Annotated in this window: 19 protein-coding genes; 7 read left to right on the top strand and 12 right to left on the bottom strand. The window is 24.0% G+C overall.

Annotation, left to right across the window (positions count from 1 at the left end; translation table 11 throughout):
* Window positions 1-327 precede the first annotated feature (327 nt).
* Window positions 328-2,286, top strand: a complete 1,959-nt coding sequence (locus tag CLTHE_RS03155; protein ID WP_080021962.1) for an FUSC family protein — start codon at window positions 328-330, stop codon at window positions 2,284-2,286.
* An 84-nt stretch (window positions 2,287-2,370) separates the two neighbouring features.
* Here CLTHE_RS03155 and CLTHE_RS03150 read toward each other — a convergent pair whose 3' ends face one another.
* The 9 genes from CLTHE_RS03150 to CLTHE_RS03110 all read right to left on the bottom strand — a co-directional run bounded on the left by CLTHE_RS03150 (window position 2,371) and on the right by CLTHE_RS03110 (window position 8,452).
* The gene (locus tag CLTHE_RS03150) at window positions 2,371-2,946 is read right to left on the bottom strand and encodes a class I SAM-dependent methyltransferase (protein ID WP_080021961.1); all 576 of its coding nucleotides are present in this window, start codon (window positions 2,944-2,946) and stop codon (window positions 2,371-2,373) included.
* Window positions 2,939-3,463, bottom strand: a complete 525-nt coding sequence (locus CLTHE_RS03145) for an ECF transporter S component (RefSeq protein ID WP_080021960.1) — start codon at window positions 3,461-3,463, stop codon at window positions 2,939-2,941. Before CLTHE_RS03145 ends, CLTHE_RS03150 begins: the two co-directional genes overlap by 8 nt.
* Before the next feature lie 388 nt (window positions 3,464-3,851).
* Window positions 3,852-4,424 carry a lysozyme inhibitor LprI family protein gene (locus CLTHE_RS03140; RefSeq protein ID WP_080021959.1) on the bottom strand — a complete coding sequence of 191 codons (573 nt, stop codon included), beginning with the start codon at window positions 4,422-4,424 and terminating at the stop codon, window positions 3,852-3,854.
* Window positions 4,425-4,633: 209 nt separating this feature from the next.
* A complete protein-coding gene (locus tag CLTHE_RS03135; RefSeq protein ID WP_080021958.1) occupies window positions 4,634-5,425 on the bottom strand; it encodes a lysozyme inhibitor LprI family protein in 792 nt (263 codons plus the stop codon).
* A 109-nt stretch (window positions 5,426-5,534) separates the two neighbouring features.
* On the bottom strand, window positions 5,535-6,035 hold the full coding sequence (queF, locus tag CLTHE_RS03130) for a preQ(1) synthase (RefSeq protein ID WP_002599567.1): 501 nt from the start codon (window positions 6,033-6,035) through the stop codon (window positions 5,535-5,537).
* Window positions 6,036-6,052: 17 nt separating this feature from the next.
* The gene (gene queC / locus CLTHE_RS03125) at window positions 6,053-6,712 is read right to left on the bottom strand and encodes a 7-cyano-7-deazaguanine synthase QueC (protein ID WP_080021957.1); all 660 of its coding nucleotides are present in this window, start codon (window positions 6,710-6,712) and stop codon (window positions 6,053-6,055) included.
* A 15-nt stretch (window positions 6,713-6,727) separates the two neighbouring features.
* Window positions 6,728-7,324: a GTP cyclohydrolase I gene (gene folE, locus CLTHE_RS03120; RefSeq protein WP_080021956.1), complete on the bottom strand. Its 597-nt coding sequence runs from the start codon at window positions 7,322-7,324 to the stop codon at window positions 6,728-6,730.
* A 1-nt stretch (window position 7,325) separates the two neighbouring features.
* The gene (gene queE / locus CLTHE_RS03115; RefSeq protein ID WP_080021955.1) at window positions 7,326-7,982 is read right to left on the bottom strand and encodes a putative 7-carboxy-7-deazaguanine synthase QueE; all 657 of its coding nucleotides are present in this window, start codon (window positions 7,980-7,982) and stop codon (window positions 7,326-7,328) included.
* On the bottom strand, window positions 7,982-8,452 hold the full coding sequence (locus tag CLTHE_RS03110) for a 6-pyruvoyl trahydropterin synthase family protein (protein ID WP_002599563.1): 471 nt from the start codon (window positions 8,450-8,452) through the stop codon (window positions 7,982-7,984). The genes queE and CLTHE_RS03110 overlap by 1 nt, the downstream gene beginning before the upstream one ends.
* 439 nt (window positions 8,453-8,891) lie before the next feature.
* On the opposite strand from CLTHE_RS03110, the gene CLTHE_RS03105 reads away from it, so the two are divergent.
* Together CLTHE_RS03105 and CLTHE_RS03100 are read left to right on the top strand one after the other, a co-directional pair.
* The gene (locus CLTHE_RS03105) at window positions 8,892-9,296 is read left to right on the top strand and encodes a nucleotidyltransferase domain-containing protein (RefSeq protein ID WP_080021954.1); all 405 of its coding nucleotides are present in this window, start codon (window positions 8,892-8,894) and stop codon (window positions 9,294-9,296) included.
* A 283-nt stretch (window positions 9,297-9,579) separates the two neighbouring features.
* Window positions 9,580-10,071: a GNAT family N-acetyltransferase gene (locus tag CLTHE_RS03100; RefSeq protein ID WP_080021953.1), complete on the top strand. Its 492-nt coding sequence runs from the start codon at window positions 9,580-9,582 to the stop codon at window positions 10,069-10,071.
* A 195-nt stretch (window positions 10,072-10,266) separates the two neighbouring features.
* Here CLTHE_RS03100 and CLTHE_RS03095 read toward each other — a convergent pair whose 3' ends face one another.
* Window positions 10,267-10,719: a TM2 domain-containing protein gene (locus tag CLTHE_RS03095; RefSeq protein WP_080021952.1), complete on the bottom strand. Its 453-nt coding sequence runs from the start codon at window positions 10,717-10,719 to the stop codon at window positions 10,267-10,269.
* A 346-nt stretch (window positions 10,720-11,065) separates the two neighbouring features.
* Between CLTHE_RS03095 and CLTHE_RS03090 the strand changes: the two genes are divergently transcribed.
* Window positions 11,066-11,335, top strand: coding sequence for a hypothetical protein (locus CLTHE_RS03090; protein ID WP_080021951.1), 270 nt, complete (start codon window positions 11,066-11,068; stop codon window positions 11,333-11,335).
* Between the two features lie 153 nt (window positions 11,336-11,488).
* On the opposite strand, the gene CLTHE_RS03085 is transcribed toward CLTHE_RS03090, so the two are convergent.
* Window positions 11,489-12,382 (bottom strand): TetR/AcrR family transcriptional regulator, encoded by an 894-nt coding sequence (locus CLTHE_RS03085; RefSeq protein ID WP_080021950.1) that lies wholly within the window; start codon window positions 12,380-12,382, stop codon window positions 11,489-11,491.
* Between the two features lie 393 nt (window positions 12,383-12,775).
* On the opposite strand from CLTHE_RS03085, the gene CLTHE_RS03080 reads away from it, so the two are divergent.
* On the top strand, window positions 12,776-14,197 hold the full coding sequence (locus CLTHE_RS03080; protein WP_080021949.1) for an MDR family MFS transporter: 1,422 nt from the start codon (window positions 12,776-12,778) through the stop codon (window positions 14,195-14,197).
* Window positions 14,198-14,323: 126 nt separating this feature from the next.
* Window positions 14,324-14,638 (top strand): hypothetical protein, encoded by a 315-nt coding sequence (locus tag CLTHE_RS03075; protein ID WP_080021948.1) that lies wholly within the window; start codon window positions 14,324-14,326, stop codon window positions 14,636-14,638.
* A 40-nt stretch (window positions 14,639-14,678) separates the two neighbouring features.
* Here the strand turns inward: CLTHE_RS03075 and CLTHE_RS03070 are convergent, their stop codons facing one another.
* Entirely contained in the window at window positions 14,679-15,179 is a 501-nt protein-coding gene (locus CLTHE_RS03070) for a hypothetical protein (protein ID WP_080021947.1), read from the bottom strand.
* A gap of 228 nt (window positions 15,180-15,407) precedes the next feature.
* Here CLTHE_RS03070 and CLTHE_RS03065 point away from each other — a divergent pair, with 228 nt between their 5' ends.
* Window positions 15,408-15,773: a MerR family transcriptional regulator gene (locus tag CLTHE_RS03065; RefSeq protein WP_080021946.1), complete on the top strand. Its 366-nt coding sequence runs from the start codon at window positions 15,408-15,410 to the stop codon at window positions 15,771-15,773.
* Window positions 15,774-15,784 lie beyond the last annotated feature (11 nt).

The raw sequence follows: 15,784 nt of genomic DNA, 5'->3' as shown, positions 1-15,784 counted from the left end.
TAGTTCTAGATGCCTTTTATAATGAAAGATAAGATTATAAAATTATATTGTTAATTAGTTAAAAAATTAACTTTATATTTTATTTAAAATTTAAAAATTTTTATAGAAAATAGTCGCTCAAAGTCTTTAATTTTAAAGATATTATGAAATATAATAAATTAATTTTAGAAGTAATAAATTAGGACTAGCTTTTATATTTTTTTCACTTATAATGTATGAGTAGAATTACAAAATAAATAAAAATATAGAAGATAATTGAATAAAAATTTAACAATAAATATATTTTATTTATTTCATATAAAAATTAAAGAAGGGAGAATATAATTTATGAAAATACCATTTTTAAGTTTAGATTACATAAAGGATATGTGTAGAGCAAGTTTAGCTCCAACAATTATATCAATTATTTTATTGCCTGTTTTATACATATATTTTGGTATTGATAATGTGCTTATTGCGCCTTATATGGCTTTAATGTATATAAGGATGAAAGGATATGTTGATGTAGATAAGAGTCACATAAAGCCTTTCTTTCTACATTTATTTATAGGAATTATAGCATCTATTGCTGGACTTACAGTTTTAAACTCTTTAATTATAAATTTAATAGGAGGAATTGTTTTAACTTATCTTTTAACTGATGAGTATAATCCAAGTAGTTATTTTCCATACTTAATGGCATTTGTATTTTTACAACTGTTTCCAACTACTTTTGATAAAATTCCTTTAAGATTACTTGCAATAACTTTTTCATATTTAGTTTTATATATAGTGCTTAAAATAACTATGCCAAAGTTTGTTACTTCAAAAATAGTAGTATTAATAAAAGATGGTTTTTTAAATGTATCAGACCAATTTAAAACTTTATCAGAAGGAGAAGAAATAGACTTTAATAAAAGTAAATATGAGTTATTTGAAATATGTAGAGATATGAATAGAGTAATTTATTTAAGTGAGAAATCAAAGTTTTATGCTTTTGTTATACTTTTTCAACATTTGAATAATATTACAAATGATGTTCTTCAAAGGAAATATCTTCTAAATGATAATAAAGAATATTTTAAAAATTTATCTGATTTATTTATAGGTATTAATGAGAATTTTTCAAAAAATGAATATGATGAAATAATATTATCAATAAATAAATTTTTGATTGAAGAAAAATTTTCAGATGAAGATTTAAATAATTATTTTGTATTTCTTCTAGAATACGCTATTGAAATATTCCAATATTTTAAAGATAAAAGTAAAAAATCATTAAAGGAAACTTCTAAAGATTTCTTTATAGATTTTAAGAAAATTAATCATTATAGAGTAAGTTTAAATAGTTTTAAATTGAGATTTGCAATAAGAATGGGAATTTTATTATCTTTATCATTTACATTTATAAGAGCTTTTCATCTTGAAAAGAGCTATTGGATTCCTATGACGATATTTCTTCTTTTAATGCCTTTCTATGAGGAAAGCAAGAAAAAGGCAGCTCAAAGGTTTAAAGGAACTGTAATGGGAATTATATTATGCTCTGTGTTATTCTTTATATTTAAGTCAACAGCATCTCATATAATAATTATAGGGGTAAGTACATTCCTTATGTATTCATATGCAGATTTTACTCTTTTAACAACTTATATAACTTGTTATGCTATTGGTATTTCAACACTTGGAGAAACATCTGGTGATTATAAAGTTATATTTTTAAGACTTTTATATACAACTATATCAATACTTATAGTTTTATTTGCTAACAGATTTATTTTAAGAAATAAAAATTATTATGAGATGGAAAATATGATTTTTAGGCTTATAGATATTAATAGGCAAATGGTAAACGAACTTAAAAATATATTAGATGGAGAATATAATCCTATAAAAGTAAGAGAACTTGTATATTTATCTTATTTAATAAGTGGTAAAATGCAAATTCATAATGACCCAACTTGTAATGAAGAAGAGCTAAGGATATTAAAAGCATTTATATTCAATAATAATAAGCTAACTACTCTTTTAGGACATGAATCAGTTTTATTATCAATAACTAATGAAGAGAAAATAGATAGGAGATTTATTTTAAAAAATATTTCTAAAATAGAAAAGATATTAAATCAAATGGAAGAAGTATTTAAAAGTGGAGCTAAATATAAAGACTACTATTCAGAAGGAAGGCTTGAGACAGTATTATTAAAAAATACATATGTAAATATTCAAATGTCTAATTGTCTTATAAAGTCAGAGGATTCATTAAATGCTTTAAAAAGGTTAAATAAGTCTATAAAGAGAAACTTATAAAGTTGTAGATATTATATAAAAAACTATTTCAATTGGGAAAAATTTCTATTTTGAAATAGTTTTTTTATAGATTAATATAAATTATTATTTTTTTGTACCATATACTATATAAATATGTTCTTCTTCTATTACACTTTTAATATTAAAATGAGAACTTATTAATTCAGCTACTTCAGAAGCTGGTTTAAGACCTAATGAAATTTCATTAGCAGTTCTTTTATGATGGTCGTTTAGATGTTTTCTTCCCATACCGTGACATATTACAAATTGACCATTTTCATTTAATAATGTTGAAATATGTTCAATAAATTTTTGAGGTTCTAAGAAATGTGGAAATGCATTATATACAATTATAAAATCAAATTTTTCATTTTTTAAGTTAAATACATTTTCACATAAAAAAGTTATTTTTGGATCCTTATATTTGCTTTTAGCTTTTTCTATCATTTTTTCTGATAAATCTACAGCTAAAATTGAATGGGGATTATGTTTTAATAAAAACTCTTCTAATACACCAGTACCACAAGCAATATCTAATATTTTTGAATTATCTTTAAGTTCTGCTGTCTTAAAAATTCTTTCCATTTTTTCAGGATCACCTTTTGAGTGATTATCCCAATCTTCTGCTAAATTGTTAAAAAAATCTTTCATTTTATCCATTGTAAATTCCTGCTTTCTTTAAAACTCTAGATAAATAAGGAACTATAATCCATTGTAGTATTATTCCAGGTAAACCAATAACGAAAACTACAAAAAGTAAGTGGCAGAATTTATGAGTAGGTAATCCCATAAATATTACGAATAATATTGCATAAAGGAAGTTTCCTATAATTTCTGCAATAATTAAATTAAGTAATCTATTTACTTTATTTCTAAGTAGTCCAGTTATAAGTCCCATTACTCCCAATTGAAACATCATAGTTACTGCTATTGGTAGTGGAGGCATTCCTGTTAAGAAACTAGAAATTATAGGTGTAATTATACCTAACACTAGACCATATCTCCATCCTAATATAAGTCCAGCAAGTAATACTGTTAAATCCATTGGGGAAAATATAGTACCCACTTCTTTACAAAAACTCATAAAAAAGTATGGTAATACTAAACCTATAGCTAATAGCAATCCAGCACAAGCAAGATTTTTTGCTAAGCTGTTTTGTGTTGTTGAATTATTCATGCGTTTCTCCTATGTACTTTAAATTTTTAAGGATAATTATCTATTATTGAGCTATGTATGTTTTTATTATTATGTAATGTTAAATTTTTAATGATAATTATCTTCAATTAATAGTATATTACTAATAAAATTTGGTTCAATAAAATAAGATCAAAATTAATTGAATCTTTGGACAAAATTCATAGGATATGAACATAATTAATCAAACTAACTAAAACTTAAAAGAATATTTTTATTTGATAAAAGCACAAATTATAAAAATAAATTCATAAAATTAGTGCTTTATTGTATGAATTAAGAATTAGTAAGTAAAGTTAATAAAAAAACTGTAGATAAATTATATAAAAATAAATATATCTACAGTCTATTTTGAGTAAGAAAAAATTTTTTATGAGGTATAATTATTTAATAAATAATAGCATCTATCACGGGTTAATTCCGTTAATTTTGTATAATAAATCATTTTATAATTAGTAGTTGTGCCACTTTCTTGGGCATATTCTTTTGCCTTACTCTTTTTATTATTATTCCAATTTGTTTCGTCATCTTTTAATTTTAGAAAATCTTCATTAGGAAGAATAGTTTCTAATCTTTCATATATATAATTAAGTTGTTGATTCCATAAATCATAAACTTGTAAGCATTCATCATTTAATTGAGTATTATCAGGATTTCCATCATATTCATTATTTATTTCAGCTGTTTTTCTATAAATCAAATTAAAGTTATTATAACACTCACTTTTTAATTTATTAATGTCATCAATATTATTTTTATTAGCATTTACATAAGTGCTATTATAACTTTTCGATAAGTTATCTTCAGTATTAGCTGCCTTATTAGATGTTTCTTTTGTATTAGCTTCTGAAGCACATGAAGTATAAACAATTACAGGTGTGACACATATTAAGGCAATTATTGTAGCAGGAATAAGTAATTTTAATGATTTATTTTTTTTCATTGAATCACATCCTTATAAGATATATGATAGTGCATGATTATGAATAAACTAGGAAATATTTGTTTCTAATAAAATAAAAATATTAATATATAAATAGTAAAATATATTATTTAAGGATATAATAATAAACTTTTAATTAATTATTAAATAAAATAATAATTGAAATTTTTTTAATAAAAAAAGGATGTATTAAAATACATCCCTTTAATTTATTTAATGTAATTATTATATAAGTAATAACATCTTTCTTTAGTTAATTGAGCATCTTTATAATAGTATCTCATAGCTGCTCCACCACTTCCAGCAACATCAGAATATTTACTAGATTCATTTGTTTTATAATTTATCCAATTTACTTCACTGTTATTAAGTGTTTCAAAAGTTGAATGTGGTAAAATAGTTTCTAATTTTTCATACATATAATTTAATTGATTGTTCCATAAATTATAAATGTGGTTTTGTTGTTCAGTTACTTGATAACTATCAGTATTAGGCTCATTATTTATTTGATTAACTTGATTTTCGATACTTGAAAAAGCATTTTCACATTGAGTTTTTAAGCTTGCTAATTCAGCTGAATTATTACAATTAGAAGTACTATTATTACTACTGTTAGGATTACTATTATTATTACTATTATTAGCAGTATTGCTAGTATTAACTGAATTATTACCATTAGTATTAGTACTAGAAGCTTTATTCGCACTTACTGGAGCTGCTTGAACTTTATTTGAAGCATTATTATTAGATATACTAGTATCATTTAATGTTTTAGAATTAGTTTGCTTACTAGTTTCTTCAGTTTTCTTTTGTTCATCTTTTTGGCTATTTTTATTATCATTTGTAGAATCTTTTGATTTACTTATATTATTACTAGCTTGAGTTAAATCAGGCTTTGTTTGAGTTGAAGTTTTATAGTTTGAATTATAATAAACAAACCCTCCAACGCACAATAATAACACTACAATTATTGCAATAATTAATTTAATTATTTTTGCCATTCAATCACTTCCTTCTAGATAATAATAAATGATAATTATTAATAAAGAAGAAACTATTGATTTCAATTAAACTAAAATAGCATTACAAAAAAGAGAAATTTCCCATATTTTATCTATTATCTATTTTTTCAGGATAAAGGTCATGATTAACTAATCTATCAAAAGCAACTTTTTCCCACATAGTACCTTTTTTACCGTAATTACAATATGGGTCTATAGAAATTCCACCTCTTGGAGTAAATTTACCCCAAACTTCTATATATTTAGGATCCATAAGCTTTATTAAGTCTTTCATTATTATGTTCATGCAATCCTCGTGGAAATCTCCATGATTTCTAAAGCTAAATAAGTATAATTTTAATGATTTACTTTCAACCATTTTTATATTTGGAACATATGAAATATGAATAGTTGCAAAGTCAGGTTGTCCAGTTATAGGACAAAGACTTGTAAATTCAGGAAAGTTAAACTTAACAAAATAATCATTGTCAGGATGTTTATTATCAAAAGCTTCTAAAACATCTGGGTCATATGAATATTCATACTTAGTTCCTTTGTTTCCTAATAAAGTTATATCTTTTAATTCTTCTTTACTTCTACCATTTGACATTTTAATATTCCACCTTTTTATTTATTATATCTTCTTTTAAATTCTTCAAAACCATGACTTCTTAACTTGCAAGAAGGACAATCTCCACATCCATCACCTTTAATTCCGTTATAGCAAGTTAAAGTTTCATTTTTTACAAGGTCTAATACACCTAAATCATCTGCCATTTTCCATGTATCTGCTTTATCTATCCACATTAAAGGAGTGATTATATTAAATTCATAATCCATAGAAAGGTTTAATGTTACATTTAGTGATTTTATAAATACATCTCTACAATCAGGATAACCACTAAAATCACTTTGAGAAACACCTGTTATTATGTTTCCAGTTCCTTTTTGTTTTGCTAAAACTGCAACAAAGCTTAAGAATAAAAGATTTCTTCCATCTACAAAACTATTTGGAAGAGAATCCTTTGGTTTATCTTTATCAACTTCTATATCAACTCTAGTAAGAGAGTTTTGAGCTAATTGATTTAATAATCCTAAATCTAAAATATAATGTTCAACAGAATATTTTTTACATATTTCTCTTGCACAATCTAATTCTGCCTTATGCTTTTGACCATAATCAAAAGAAACAGCAATAACTTCTTTAAATCTTTTCTTTGCCCAAAATAAACAAGTAGTACTATCTTGACCACCACTAAATACAACTACAGCTTTATCATTAACCATAAAAATACCTCTTTTCTAATTATTTAATAAAAGTTCTTGTCTTAATAAAATATCTTCTTTAAATCTTCCTTTAAAGCAACTAGTTTTAGTAAGAGAACCAGTCTTTTTTATTCCTCTTGCAGTCATACAAGAATGTTCTCCACTAATAAGGACAGCTACATCAGAGCTTCCAGTTGCCATTTCTATAATTTCAGCAATATCAGTTCCTATTTTTTCTTGAAGTTGAAGCCTTTTTCCTACCATATCAGCTATACGAGCAAGCTTACTAAGTCCAATGACTTTTTCTTTAGGAACATAAGCAATAGTAACTTTCATGTTGTACATAAGAGCTAAATGATGCTCACAAAAACTAAAGATAGGAATATCCCTCATAATAACCATTCCAGAGTTACCTGAAGCTTCATAATCAGCAGAAAAACATTTTCCATACCTTTCTGCAATTTCTTTATTAGTTAAAGTAGTTCCTTCTAAAACTTCTTTAATCATACTTACAGCTCTTTTAGGAGTTTCTTTTAAGCCTTCGCGGTTTGGGTCTTCTCCTATGAGAGTTAATAACTCTTTAATTAACTCTTCAGCTCTTTCTTCCTTTTCTTTTGATGTCCAGATATTCATTTTAAACTCCTTTCATCATAGGGTCCCAAATAACTTTATGCATTTGAATTTGGACTCTAACTTTTACTAATTTTCTTTGTAATAAGAATTCAACAATTTCTTTTGGCTCGATTTTTTCAAAAATAGGACTTACAAAAATTTCAGCTTCTGTTTTGTGTAAGTTTGTATTTTTAATTACTTCTTCCATTTTTTCTAAATCTTCTAAAGAGCCAACAACAAATTTTACACAATCTATATCTCGTAAGATATTAAAATTTTCCATGTCCATAAACTTTTCCATATTACTAGAAGGAGATTTATAATCAACTATAAATGATACAGAAGGAAACTCCTTAATATAATTTTTTAAGTTTATAGAACCATTAGTTTCAACACTTACATTAAATCCTTTAGAAACTAATTCTTTTAAAAGTGGTATAGCATTTTCTTTATTCCATAAAGGCTCACCACCAGTTAAAGTAACATTTTTAATATCTTTATCTAATTTGCTTATAATTTCATTTATGGACATTTCTTTTCCATCAGCTTTATTTAAAGCATAATCAGTATCACAGTAATTACATCTTAAATTACAACCAGCAAGCCTTATAAAGTTAGTTAGATTACCAGCTCTATTAGCTTCGCCATCAATACTTTGAAAAATTTCTACTACATTCATTAATTTATACCTCCATAAGTTGCCGCATTATTTGGAGTTTCATAAACAGTAACATAGTGTACATTAAAATTTTTTGATGGGATTTTTTCAGATAAAACTCTTTCAAGTTCATTAAAGAAAAATTTAGACATATTTTCAGCAGTACTTCTAAAAGGAACATGTACAATTCTAAATTTCATATCTTCACAAGCTTGAATAAAATTCTTTTCTTCTTTTGTAAGAGTTTCTTCTTTATAATCAGTTAGGATTAAAGCATGGTCATAAACTTTAAAATATTCTTTAATTAAAGATTTAATATCTGAAAAGTCAATTATCATACCTTCAGAACTTCCAGATTGGATTAATTCATTTGCTTTTAATCCATATTTGATTCTCCATCTGTGACCATGGAGATTTCTGCATTTTCCTTTATGACCTTTAAGAAAATGACTTGAATCAAAACTTTCTTCACATTCTAATAAATAGCTCATATTTATCTCCTTACATAAAAAATCTGAACTAAATAAGACGCTGCTATACTAAAAAAGCAATAAAAAAAGGACGAATATCGTCCCTATAAACAATTGCATAACAAATATAAGTATAAAATAAAAAAATTTTATACAAATTCCTATAGTTTTGTTTATAGACAGGATAGTTGCGAACTGTCTTATTAAGTTATAAAAATAATATCATATAAAAAAATAAAAATCCAAATAAAATTTTGTTAATTATTTTATATAAAAGGAAAGAGATGAAAATTAGTAAATGATACACAATTGAAAAAATTATAATTAAAATTAAAGAGTGTAGATATTTTTACACTCCTTAAAATTATGATAGAAATTTATAAAACTAAAGTATTATATTTAAAAAGTTAAATGAATATAGTATCATTTAATATATAGTTAAGAAAGGAGCTGAAATTTTATGAGAAAAGAACCTATTGAAGAGAGAAAACTTGCTGATTTAAAGGGGATAAAAAATAAAAATATAATTTCATTAGCTACTTTTGGAAGTTTTAATACCAAGTATTGGCGAAATGGATTTAGTGATATAGATATATTAGTTCTAATTGAACATAGAAATGATGTCATGGAAGAATTTGATATTGAAGATGAAATAACACCTATATTAGAAAAACATTTTGAATATAATAAAATTCACTTAACATTTTTAGAAATGAAAGAATTTGATACAGTGTTTGCAAGACAATACATAGATTCAAAAGATAAATTGATATTAAATGAATTAAAAGAAATGGATTTTAGAATTTATGTAAATAAATATATAAGAAATAATAAACATTTAAGTAGAGGTTTAAAAGGAGAATAGATATGTCACCTTATTATAATTAAAGTTATTTTTACAAATAACTAATGAAAAAATTAAAATGTATTATGAATTGTAATTAAAAAGCTGATTTTTATTTTTAAAATAGAAATCGGCTTTTATTAGTATCTTCTAATAAATATATAGTTTTTTCTATACTTAATATTGAAATTATATATTGAGAATAAGTATATATAAAACTTCAGTTATTATATTATTTTTCAAAAATGAATATGATTTTATTAAATAACTTAAAATGAGAATTTTATCTTTGGAGGGAGAAATATTGAGAATTAGAAGAGCTAAAATAGGAGATTCAAAGAAATTTTTAGATATGTTACTTAAATTAGATAATGAAACAGAATATATGCTTTATGAAGCTGGAGAAAGACCTAGAGATGGGAGTAGAGTAAAAGAAATTATAAGAAATAGTATGGAAGAAGATTTAGTTTTAGTAGTTAAAGATAATAAAGATATAGTTGGTTTTATATCAGCTCAAAGAGGAAGATTAAATAGAATAAGGCATTCAGCTTATATAGTTGTTGGGTTAAGAAAAGCATATAGAGGAAAAGGAATAGGCACAGAGCTATTTAAAAAAGTTGATTTATGGGCAAAAGAAGAAGGGATTACAAGATTAGAATTAACAGTAATGGCTAACAACTATATAGGAAAAAAATTATATAAGAAAATGGGATTTGAAGTAGAAGGCTTAAAGAAGAAATCAATGTGTATAAATGGGGAATATGTTGATGAATATTGTATGGCAAAACTATATTAATAAGAACATCTATATTTTTGATAATTATTTATTATAAATATACAATTGTATATATAAAAAAAGATAGTTTTATAAAGAAAGTATTAATGATTTAAAAAATTAAATATATGTAATAATCATTAAACTGAATATTTATATAAAAAGCTCTCGTTAAATAATAAAAAATAAAAGCATCACTTAAGATGCTTTTTTATTTTAAACATAATATCCATTAACTGGTTTTAATTGATTAAATCCTATAAGGAACATGTCTACTATAACCCAAAAAACTAAAATATCCCTTAAAAAATAAAAAGTAAAAGCAGCTATAATGCCAAGTATCAACATTACAATAGCAGAAATTTTTTGACCTAGATAAAATCTATGAGCACCTAAAATTCCTAGAAATAAAGCAAGTAATATTGCAATAATTTTATTTTTAGGAGTACCTTCTAATTCAGATTTATTATCATTTAACTCTTCAAAATTATTTTTAAAATCTATGGGATTTAAAAAAGTACCACATTTTAAACAATTAGATTCATTAGAAATATTGGATTCTCCACATTCATTACAAAAGTTATGACCATCTCCAACTCTAGTATTACAATTAGTGCAGAATATGGCATTAGCACTTTTTAGTTCATCCCAACAATGTCTACAATACATAACAATTCCCCTTTTCTTATATTTTAATGTAATAAGTATAAATACTTTCTTTAGTTAAAAACATCTGTTTATATAATGATATAAATAATATACTTATTAAATCAAAATATGGTTAATTATATTATTTATAGCAATATTTAGGAAATAATATTTAGAGGAATTTTTTGATTAAAATAACTAATAGAAGAGGTCTGTCTGCTAAATCGGTTTTAAAAATGAAATTAAAATAAGTTATATAATAAAATTTTAAATAATAATTGGATAATAAATTTTAGAAGAAATTGTAAATATATATTTTATATTATATAATAAATATATAAATTTATTATGGGAGTTATTGGTAAATATGAAAATGAAAGATTATTTAGGGTTTTTTACATCTCTTGTTGGAGATGAAATAGATTATATTATTCATTTTAAAGATGAAAAACCGGAGATGAGTAAGTATCCAAATTTACTTAAGTTAGGGAATTGGAATAACTATGGAGATAAGGGATATAGATTAGTTTGTAAAATAGGTAAAGAAGACCTTTTAGAGCTTATATCTATTGAAACAGGAATAGATAAATCTAAAATAGAAATAGTTATTCCAGCGAATAATATTTGGATTAAATAGAATTTATATATACTTCTAAATTTCTATAATTATAAATTTATTTATATTAAAGCAGTGGGATATTTAAGAAATATATTTTACAAGTTTAGATAAATAAAAGCATTAATGTTATACATTAATGCTTTTTTATATTTTAGATTTATAAAGATATTTTTATATTCCAGATTTTATATATAAACTCTTTAAAAATAAAATTTCTGGTTCTATTATTTTATAATTTGAAAGATATAATAAAAGAGAATCTATTACAAATCTTCTTGGTTGCTCTTTTTTCATTTCCTTTTCAAGTTCAGAAGTAGCATCTAATAAGTCATCTTTATTACAAATACTATTACAGTCATTTAATTTATTTTTTATCTTAGAGATATTATTTTTCCATTCAGTCAACAATACATCTTTATTTATACTAGATTTATCTTTAAAAAATTTAAATAAATCTGGTTTAACTAATGGAGTATCTTTATGATGGAAATCTATAATAGAAATTATTGATTTGACTATAAAACTAGCCATTTCATTAAAATTATGAGAAATTGTTTCCTTAATTATAAAAATGTAATTAAACTCTTTTATTATTCCCGTCATAACGAGAACTATATCCCAAAGAATGGGTTCAATTTTTTCACCAAAAGCATCTAATAAAATTGAACTATACCAATTTAAAAGGAATTGTCTATTTTGTAAAATTATATTCTTAAATTTAGGATTTTTCATTAGACTTTGATTTTCATAGATCATTATTGAAAAATTTTTTTTATCATAAAGATGTTCAAAAAATGCATTTAACTTTGCTTTTAAAATATCAATTTTATTATCTTTTGCTTTCAAATCTATATTTTCAACATTAACAATCATTTGTTTATTAACATAATCTATTATATGAATTAAAATTTCTTCTTTAGACTTAAAAAACTTATATATGGTTGCTTTAGATATATTACATTTAGTAGCTATATCTTGTACAGAAGTTGAAGCAAAACCTTTATTAGAAAATAAATAAATAGAAGCATCTATTATATCAATTTTTTTATCACATATTTGTTCCATAAAACTATCCTTCTTAGAGCAATTATTAATAAAACTTAATTAAATTTGAGCTCTTAATTATTTTTTTATTATTATATTATTTGAAAATATTAAAGTCAAACTGTGATAGACTAAAATTTTTATAATAGAATAGATAAAATTAAATTAAAAATGTTAATTTAAAGTTCATTTTAATTACATTGACTTAAATAATCAATTGTAATATAATTTTTCTTACAAAACTTAAGAGTTTTATAAAAAACTAATAAGTTTTCAACATAGCTATTATAGACATTGGTAAATTTTATATGGTAAAAATTTTATTTATAAACATTGAAATTTATAAATAAGGATTAATAAAAAGTATAAGACTATAGATAAGTTTATTGATACACAACAAGATGAGGTGATTTTATGGAAAACGGAAAGAGAGTAGAAAAAAAAGAGTATAATAGCGTACTTATATCAGCAGTAATGCTACTTGGGGCATTCATAGCTTTCTTAAATAGTACTTTTATGAATGTTGCAATACCAGACATAATGAAAGATCTACATATAACAGTATCTACAGCTCAATGGCTAAGTACTGGATACATGCTAGTTCTTGGAATAATGATTCCATTTACAGCATTTTTAATTGATAGGTTTAAAACAAGAACTTTATATTTTGCAGCTATGGGGATTTTTACAATTGGAACAATTATAGGTGCTACAGCAACAGGTTTTGATACACTTATTGCAGCAAGACTTCTTCAGGCAGCAGGAGCAGGACTTTTAATGCCACTTATGCAAACAGTATTCCTTATAATTTTCCCAATTGAAAAAAGAGGATTTGCAATGGGGGTTGTAGGTTTAGTTATTGCATTCGCACCAGCTATAGGACCAACACTTTCAGGATGGATAATAAATAGTCATCCATGGAGAGATTTATTCTATGTAACTTTACCAATTGCTATTTTAGATTTAATATTATCAATATTCTTAATAAAAAATGTTACAGATAATAAAGAAGTAAAATTAGATATATTATCAGTAATAACATGTATATTAGGATTTGGAGGACTATTATTAGGATTTAGTAATGCTGGAAATGATGCATGGACTAATGTTAATGTATATGCACCACTTATAGTAGGGGTTGTTACACTTATAATCTTTACTTGGAGACAGCTTACAATGGAAAAGCCAATGCTTGATTTAAGAGTGTTTAAAAGCAAAGTATTTACTTTTTCAACTATAATAATAATGATTGTATATGCAGGACTTATATCTTCAGAACTTATAATACCAATGTATTTACAAAATGGAAGAGCATATTCTGCTTTTGATGCAGGACTTGCATTAATGCCAGGAGCTATAATAATGGGAATAATGAACCCAATTACAGGTAAATTATTTGATAAGATAGGACCAAGAGCACTTGCATTAATAGGACTTATTTTATTTACTGGAGGAACATTTGCTTTCTCATTCTTAACAGAAACTACTTCAGTTACTTATATAGTAGTAATGTATGCAATTAGATTACTTGGAATGTCAATGTTCTTAATGCCACTTACAACATCAGGATTAAATACATTAGACAGAAGTCTTTATGCACATGGTAATGCTGTTAATAATACTATGAGGCAAGTAGCAGGGGCTGTTGGAACATCAATATTAGTAACAGTAATGTCAAAATCAGCTGAGAATTCTGGAATAGCTAATCCATTAAAAGCAACTATTCATGGAATGAATTCTTCATTCTTCTGGGCTGGAGTTCTTGGAGTAATAGGACTTGTTATTGCAATATTTGTTGTAAAGAAAGAAGATAGAACAAAAACTATAAAAGCATAATAAATTTAAGAGAACAGTTTTAAAACTGTTCTCTTTATTTTGTTTAAATAGTATATTATTGATGGTATACTTTAAATAAAATAATTTTTAAATAGTATATTTTTTTATATACGAAGGAGAAGATAGATGGAAAAATTAAATAAAGCTGATATAGAAAGAATTGAAGAATTACATGATCTTTTTAGAGATAAGCTAATAGACTTAAGAGAGCATTTAACTAGCACTAATGATTCAATACATTCAGATCAATCTAAAGAGATAAAATTAGCTATGAATAGCTATATAAAAGAATGTAAAAGTATATTAATCAAAAATAAAATAAAAAATGAATTTGAATTAAAAGAAGTAAGCAAGAAATTTTTTATTCCAGACTTTTTAAATTTAGTATTTGATATTGATTTATTATATGTGGAAGAAGATGAAATAGATTGCGGATTATAAAAAATAAACCACTACAAATTTATTTGTAGTGGTTTTTATTTTAGTTAGCATCTAGTCCATTAAATAGATTAAATTCCATAACTATAGGTAATTTATCTAAATCAGAAACTAGTTGTCTATTTCTTCTACACTTAAATGTGTGAGAATTCCCATTTTTTAAGACAATTTCTAAATTCATATTTTTAATTGATTTATCTTCATTTATTCTTACTAATTCTATATCAGAAGGCTCATAATAATGAATAAATCCAATTATTGAATTATCTGATATGTATACAAAGGTCATATCTGTCAATATAACAAATAAAGAATAAAGAAATCCTATAGATAAAATAGACATTGTAATAGAAGGAGTAATAATACAAGTAGTTTGTATTATTAAATCTATAAATAAAGCAATACTAATAGTTATTAATTTAAATCCTAAAACAACTTTGCCAGAGCTTTTAATTTTTGCAAATATAACTCTACCTAATATAAGAGCAATTCCAACACATGAAATCAAAAAATTTCCAACATAAAAATAATAATTCTTGTTCATCTTAAAACCATCCTTTGTAATTCAATATAATTAAATGTTAACATAAAAAAGAAAATAATGTTAAAATTTTTTAAATAAAATTAATAAAAAATGTCTTAAAGAAAGATTTTATATGTAGGACATGAGAATACCAAAAGAGATTATATAAATAAGTGCAATTGTATTTATAATTAAAAATTGACTTGAAGTAAACTCTAAGTGTTAAAATATTAAAAAGAGGTGATTGATATGACAATTTCAGAAGTTAGCAAAAAATATGATATTTCAGCAGATACTCTTAGATATTATGAGCGTGTAGGACTTATTCCTAGAGTAAATCGTAATAAAAGTGGTGTTAGAGACTATACAGAAGAGGACTGTGGCTGGGTTGAGTTTATTAAATGTATGAGAGCAGCAGGACTTCCTATTGAGACTTTAATAGAATATGTTACGTTATTTCAACAAGGAGATGATACTCTAGAATTAAGAAAAGAAATATTAATTGAGCAACGTAAACAATTAATTGAAAAGCTAAATGAAATAAAAACTACAATAGAGCGTTTAGATTTTAAAATAGAAAGATATAATAATTTATCAGTTAAACATAAAATTTAAAGAAAAATTCC

The sequence above is a fragment of the Clostridium thermobutyricum DSM 4928 genome, from assembly GCF_002050515.1.
In the GTDB taxonomy this organism is placed as follows: Bacteria; Bacillota; Clostridia; order Clostridiales; family Clostridiaceae; genus Clostridium; species Clostridium thermobutyricum.
This window is presented reverse-complemented; position numbering and strand designations above follow the sequence as displayed.

Bases quoted from the DNA above. Each gene is read 5' to 3' on its own strand.
- queC (WP_080021957.1), bottom strand. From the start codon at position 6,712: ATGGTTAATGATAAAGCTGTAGTTGTATTTAGTGGTGGTCAAGATAGT.
- CLTHE_RS03070 (WP_080021947.1), bottom strand. From the start codon at position 15,179: ATGAACAAGAATTATTATTTTTATGTTGGAAATTTTTTGATTTCATGT.
- folE (WP_080021956.1), bottom strand. From the start codon at position 7,324: ATGAATATCTGGACATCAAAAGAAAAGGAAGAAAGAGCTGAAGAGTTA.
- CLTHE_RS03075 (WP_080021948.1), top strand. From the start codon at position 14,324: ATGGAAAAATTAAATAAAGCTGATATAGAAAGAATTGAAGAATTACAT.
- CLTHE_RS03155 (WP_080021962.1), top strand. From the start codon at position 328: ATGAAAATACCATTTTTAAGTTTAGATTACATAAAGGATATGTGTAGA.
- CLTHE_RS03145 (WP_080021960.1), bottom strand. From the start codon at position 3,463: ATGAATAATTCAACAACACAAAACAGCTTAGCAAAAAATCTTGCTTGT.
- CLTHE_RS03150 (WP_080021961.1), bottom strand. From the start codon at position 2,946: ATGGATAAAATGAAAGATTTTTTTAACAATTTAGCAGAAGATTGGGAT.
- CLTHE_RS03085 (WP_080021950.1), bottom strand. From the start codon at position 12,382: ATGGAACAAATATGTGATAAAAAAATTGATATAATAGATGCTTCTATT.
- queE (WP_080021955.1), bottom strand. From the start codon at position 7,982: ATGAATGTAGTAGAAATTTTTCAAAGTATTGATGGCGAAGCTAATAGA.
- CLTHE_RS03090 (WP_080021951.1), top strand. From the start codon at position 11,066: ATGAAAATGAAAGATTATTTAGGGTTTTTTACATCTCTTGTTGGAGAT.
- queF (WP_002599567.1), bottom strand. From the start codon at position 6,035: ATGTCAAATGGTAGAAGTAAAGAAGAATTAAAAGATATAACTTTATTA.
- CLTHE_RS03135 (WP_080021958.1), bottom strand. From the start codon at position 5,425: ATGGCAAAAATAATTAAATTAATTATTGCAATAATTGTAGTGTTATTA.
- CLTHE_RS03105 (WP_080021954.1), top strand. From the start codon at position 8,892: ATGAGAAAAGAACCTATTGAAGAGAGAAAACTTGCTGATTTAAAGGGG.
- CLTHE_RS03110 (WP_002599563.1), bottom strand. From the start codon at position 8,452: ATGAGCTATTTATTAGAATGTGAAGAAAGTTTTGATTCAAGTCATTTT.
- CLTHE_RS03095 (WP_080021952.1), bottom strand. From the start codon at position 10,719: ATGTATTGTAGACATTGTTGGGATGAACTAAAAAGTGCTAATGCCATA.
- CLTHE_RS03140 (WP_080021959.1), bottom strand. From the start codon at position 4,424: ATGAAAAAAAATAAATCATTAAAATTACTTATTCCTGCTACAATAATT.
- CLTHE_RS03065 (WP_080021946.1), top strand. From the start codon at position 15,408: ATGACAATTTCAGAAGTTAGCAAAAAATATGATATTTCAGCAGATACT.
- CLTHE_RS03080 (WP_080021949.1), top strand. From the start codon at position 12,776: ATGGAAAACGGAAAGAGAGTAGAAAAAAAAGAGTATAATAGCGTACTT.